6 protein-coding genes are annotated in these 4,809 nt (G+C 63.1%); 2 read left to right on the top strand and 4 right to left on the bottom strand.

The features are described 5' to 3' along the window. Together ACRDUX_RS29010 and ACRDUX_RS29005 are read right to left on the bottom strand one after the other, a co-directional pair. The coding region (locus ACRDUX_RS29010) for an MMPL family transporter (RefSeq protein ID WP_526418987.1) at positions 1–401 on the bottom strand (401 nt) is incomplete at its 3' end. Between the two features lie 304 nt (positions 402–705). Continuing rightward, on the bottom strand, positions 706–1,476 hold the full coding sequence (locus tag ACRDUX_RS29005) for a TetR/AcrR family transcriptional regulator (RefSeq protein ID WP_526418985.1): 771 nt from the start codon (positions 1,474–1,476) through the stop codon (positions 706–708). 11 nt (positions 1,477–1,487) lie between these two features. On the opposite strand from ACRDUX_RS29005, the gene ACRDUX_RS29000 reads away from it, so the two are divergent. Further along, the gene (locus ACRDUX_RS29000; RefSeq protein ID WP_526418983.1) at positions 1,488–1,739 is read left to right on the top strand and encodes a hypothetical protein; all 252 of its coding nucleotides are present in this window, start codon (positions 1,488–1,490) and stop codon (positions 1,737–1,739) included. Between the two features lie 25 nt (positions 1,740–1,764). Then, positions 1,765–1,941, top strand: a complete 177-nt coding sequence (locus tag ACRDUX_RS28995) for a hypothetical protein (protein ID WP_526418981.1) — start codon at positions 1,765–1,767, stop codon at positions 1,939–1,941. A gap of 1,273 nt (positions 1,942–3,214) precedes the next feature. On the opposite strand, the gene ACRDUX_RS28990 is transcribed toward ACRDUX_RS28995, so the two are convergent. Then, positions 3,215–3,847 carry a TetR/AcrR family transcriptional regulator gene (locus ACRDUX_RS28990; RefSeq protein ID WP_526418979.1) on the bottom strand — a complete coding sequence of 211 codons (633 nt, stop codon included), beginning with the start codon at positions 3,845–3,847 and terminating at the stop codon, positions 3,215–3,217. Between the two features lie 269 nt (positions 3,848–4,116). Further along, positions 4,117–4,809, bottom strand: a 693-nt coding sequence (locus ACRDUX_RS28985; RefSeq protein ID WP_526418977.1) for an MCE family protein, incomplete at its 5' end; no start/stop codon positions are given.

The raw sequence follows: 4,809 nt of genomic DNA, 5'->3' as shown, positions 1-4,809 counted from the left end.
CTCAGCGCCTGGGCGGCGGTCACGGGATCCGCGAGCAGGTCCTGGACGAGTAAGACGTGTGCGGTGTCGGCGCGCAGCCGCGAGACCAGGTCCGCGTACCGTTGCCGCGCAGACGGTGTCAACCCGGTCGGGTCTTCCATCGCGACGAACAGCATGGTCTCGGAGCCCTGTTCGCCGAATGCCTCACTCATCCGGTCGATGGTCTGGAACGACGCCACATTCCGCAGGATCAGCTGGCCCGACTGTTTCTGAACCACGGTTTCCAACTGCGGGAACACCAGTGCCAGGACCGCGGCCAGCCCGACCCAGGCGCCGATCACGAAAGTCTTGTGCCGCACCGTGAACCGGGCCAGCGCGCCGAGACGCTCGCTGTACTCCCCGGGCGTCTTGGCCGCCGACACCGCGCGCTCACGCAGGCGTGTGGCAGATCTTGCATGCGAGCCGAGTTCGCTCCCGTCGGGGCTCAAGGGGACCTCCGCACCGAGTCAGCTTCTCTCCGTGTCCGAGTGTGGGCGGGTGGGTTCACGTGGCGACCGCCGGGAAGTCGCCGACTTGGTCGTCCTCGGGCGCTGAACGTCGCAGATTTCGATCCGTTGGGTGAGCATGATGCTCCCTTCGTCGGTCGGACATTGCGTCACGATACTCTAAGTATCGGTACGATACTATTAGTATCGTAATTGGATCGCATTCGGTCGCGGCCAATGGCTACTTCTCGTCGCCGAGAACCATCTCGACGCTGCGCTCGAGCCGCACGGCAATCTCCTCGGCTGAGGTGCTGTGACGGACCCAGGCGATCAGGCTGGCAAGCCAGATGTCGACGATCACCGAGGCGAGCCGGTGCTGTTGCGGGCTCGGTTCGCCGCCGGCGATGGCCAACCCGAGGAGGTCTTCGATGGCTGCCGCCGCGTGGTCGACTTCGGCGCTGGCGCTGGCGTCGGCGAACACGAACGCGCGAGTGACGGCCTCGGTGAGCGCGGGCCTGGTGCGCCATTCCTCATAGAGGCGGGCGTTCAGCTGCCCTACACGCAACTGCGGAGAGTTCGCCGCGGCAGCCCAGTCCCGTTCGGCGCCAAGCCGTTCGAATTTCCGCGCAAGCACGGCGATGAGCACGTGCGGTTTGGACGGGAAATATCGGTAAAGGGTGCCGACCGCAATCCCGGCATCATCGGCGACGGTACGCATCTTCACTTCGTCGCATCCACCGTCGGTCGCGATCGCTACGGCACTATCGAGGATGAGATCTCGTCGGCGGGCCCTCTCTGCACGGCTTACGTCCTTGATCGATGCGACTGATGCCATCGGCGATCCATTGCCCTTCAGCGACTTTGAGCTCATGCGCGACACCGGTGTTGCAAGGATTGATACGGTGAAAGGCGCAAACAGTATCGTTGCGATACTGTTTGTACCATAACGTGGTGGTGACCGAGCTGGCGAGGCATTCGGGCGGTTTTGTCTGACGATGAGCGAAATGACCACGTCACTGCCCGATGACGACGACATCGACCCCCGCCGAGTGCGGTCACGAAACCGACTGCTCGATGCCGCCGCTCACTTGCTCGGCCGTGCCCGACAGCGAGCTGCTCCCCCAAATCCGGCAAGCCGCGGCGGTGGTGGCTGCCCATGACCCGAGGGCTATCGCGGCAACCAAGCGCCTCATGACCAGTGGCCGTGCCGCTGCCGCCCAGCTCGCGATCGAACGTGAACTCGACGAAATGCGGATCCTGCACCCGATTCCCTGACAGCGGAACCTCCGGAAGGCATACCGTGACCGCCCGCTTCACCAGTGACGCCAAGGCAACTGTCGCTCACGAAGTGGTTAACGCGATCGGCGGCTGGTTGTACGACCAGCCAGCAACGGGACTGCAGCAGCTCGATCTGGTGAGGATGCAGATCGAGCACTACCACCAGGAGCTCACGAAATGGTCGAGAGACCGCGGCTAAGCCGGTCCAGATTGTGATCAATAGTCTTGTCCGCCAGCGTTTTTCGAGGCGTTTGGTGGATAATCGTCATTATTCATCATCAACTACCGCATATTGCATCAGATGAATCACCGCTGGCCCTGCGAAGGTTCATTGGCTACTGCTGTCCAGCACCGAAACCTGTTTGCCTGCCAGTGCATGCACCGCCGGCGGCAACATCGTGATCCTCGTCGACAACTTGGCCGCCGATTCCGTGTTCGAGCAGACCGACCACAGCGACGTCCCCTTTGAGAAAGCACACTCGTACCGAAGGCCCACGGGCATTGACTGCCTTCAGCCCCGAGCACCGGACCCGACAAGCGGGCTAAGGCGTTGACCAAGGTGACCGAAACGGTCGCCAGACGGATCTCACACGCAGACAAATGCGGCGGAATCGGTTATGGCGAGCTCGCGAGAGCGACTTCGCTCAGAAGCTCAACCGCTCCCTGCCCCACGAAAAGTACGAAATCGAATATGCATTGCCGGTGTCGCCGTATTCTTTAGATGTTGTGCTGCAACGTGATTCGATGCATTGTCCGGTCTCAGTTGAGTTGCCACTTCCTCAGAGACGTGCACTCTACGAATTTCGCGTTTCTGTCGCGCTAAAGCTGACACTTCGATACGGATGACTGGCGGTGATGTCCTTGCCGCCGGATGCTCCGGTGTCAAGGTTGTGCCAGGTCGCCGCTGCGCTGAAGGCACAGGAGTTGCCGTGGTTGTCGGAGGAGAAGCGGACCGCGACTCAGACGCCGTTCTTGAGGCGGTCGCCATCTTGTAGTGGAGCGACCGGGCCTCGGTGCTGGTGGTGCCGGTGCACGTTGGGAAACCGCCGGTGTGTCGGCGAGTCCGGCGAAGGTCTCGCCCTTTGCCGGACCGGCGGTGAGTAGTGGTGCGGTGGCGGCGAGGAGAGTCGCACCGATCCGTCCAACGGTGGGTGCATTCCGTAGAGGCATGGCTCCTCCCGACGATCCTGTTGGCCTCGGAGCTCCGTGCCCCGTTATCGAGTTCGAGCTACCGGTGCGTTACGTCGCAGGATGCATTACCTGCGCACGGTAAGGCACGACGCTGACCGCACCGGTGAGCCCTTGTCATCGAAGTCGCGGCCAGATCGGCACCTGCGTCGAGGACGGCTAGCAAGCGCACGTTTCGGCGCGAGGGCCGAGACCCGGTGGTCCTCATCACTGGTTGCGTTCGGTCGTCAGGTGGTGGCCACCTGGACGACACCCCTGCGTCGGTCTCGCCGGTTTGAGCTGGGTTAGCGATGGTGAGCGGTTAGGAATTCGTCGACGATGCGGACGCAGTCCTGGTGGCTGATGTTGCGCAGTCCTGTCATCCGCGCGAACAGCAGTGGTCCGACGAGCTGACACAGCACCAGTTCGAGGTCGAGTTCGCCGAGTTCGGTGCGGGCCTCGGGGCTTTGCAGGATCGCGTCGAACGGTCTGCGGTACTGGTCGACGATGCGGGACCGCAGGGCTCCGGTGGGCCCGTGCTCGCCGTCGTCACCGTTCGGGCTGGTGGTCGGCCCTAGGGCGATCCAGGCCAAAGTGGTGACATGCAGAGGTGCTTCGGCGAACAGAGTAGCTTGCTGGCTGAGCAGCGAGATGAGTCGTTCCCGGAGTGTGCCTATCATCGGCGGGGGTGAAATGACCTGGGGCAATAGCCGTTCGAAGGTTGCGGCCAGCAGCTGCGAAGAACCGCCGAAATGGCGGTAGAGCGTGGTGCGGGCGACCTTTGAGGCTTTGGTGACCGCCTCGATGGTGACAGCCTCGACTCCACCTGTGCTCAGTAGTTGGACCGCCGCGTCCAACAGCCGTTTGCGTGACCGGATCCGGCGCGGATCGACCTCGTCATCGTCGTCGGCCAGCACCGCAGGGACACGGCCATTCACTGGCAACCCATTTTGGCGACCTCATTGCTTCCAGAACCTCAGGTCCGCTTTTTCGCGCCTCAGGTTATGGTACCGCTAGGCACGCAGCGAAACCGTCTGTTCCCATTGTGTGCTGGGCTAGCTTTATCGCAGGGGGTCCGTGTCGGCGCGTTGCCGTGACAGATCGGCTATTTCCCTTCTCTCTGGGCCTTGCTCCAGTGCGCTCGACGGCAGCAGCCTGAGCAACATAGGGGCGCCGAGTCGGACTCGGGTTCGGGTTCGGGTGATGGTCACGGATTGATGGTGTTTTCCCCGATCTGGCGGCCCCAGATGTCCTCGATGAGGATCGGCTGGCCGAGTTCGAGGTGGTTGTAGGGCGCGATGGAGGCGCCGGTGTCCATCACCAGATACGGCGCCGGCCACAAATCCCGGGTGACGTTCTGCCAGCATCCCGGCCGGCCCTCCGGGCCACCCTGTGCGTTGATCCGCGGCAAGTTGTCCGGGTAGATCCACGGGTTCGGGGCGCCGATAAGCTGGTCGCGCAGTCTGATGGAATAGCCTTTCCCACCGACCGACTCCGCGATCTTGGGAGCGACATCGTGGTAGTTGCGCACGGTGCAGAACAGTGCGGGGCTGTACTCGTCGAGCAGTTGTGAAGTAGGGAGCAGCCCTTTGGCGCCGCGCACCAGGTAGGGGCCGCCGCGTTCGAAGATGTCGGCACCGGTGTTGCCGAAGCCGATGGAGGCCATCAGCGCCGCATCCAGGTTTCCCTGCTGGTCGTTGAGGGCGCGTGTGGTGGTCACCGCGTTCTCCAGGCCGGCGAACAGGTCCGGGGCGGCGTTGGTGTACACCTCGCCGAGGTCGGCCAGCCGTTGGGTGTCGTAGCGGATCTGTGGCATCTGCGGGTTGAGATCGGCCAGGATATCGTTGCCGTCGATGAGGGATTGGCCGAACTGGTCGCCGAGCCCGTCGAGGGCTTGGGC

It is taken from the genome of Mycobacterium sp. (assembly GCF_050701675.1).
GTDB lineage: Bacteria > Actinomycetota > Actinomycetes > Mycobacteriales > Mycobacteriaceae > Mycobacterium.
This window is presented reverse-complemented; position numbering and strand designations above follow the sequence as displayed.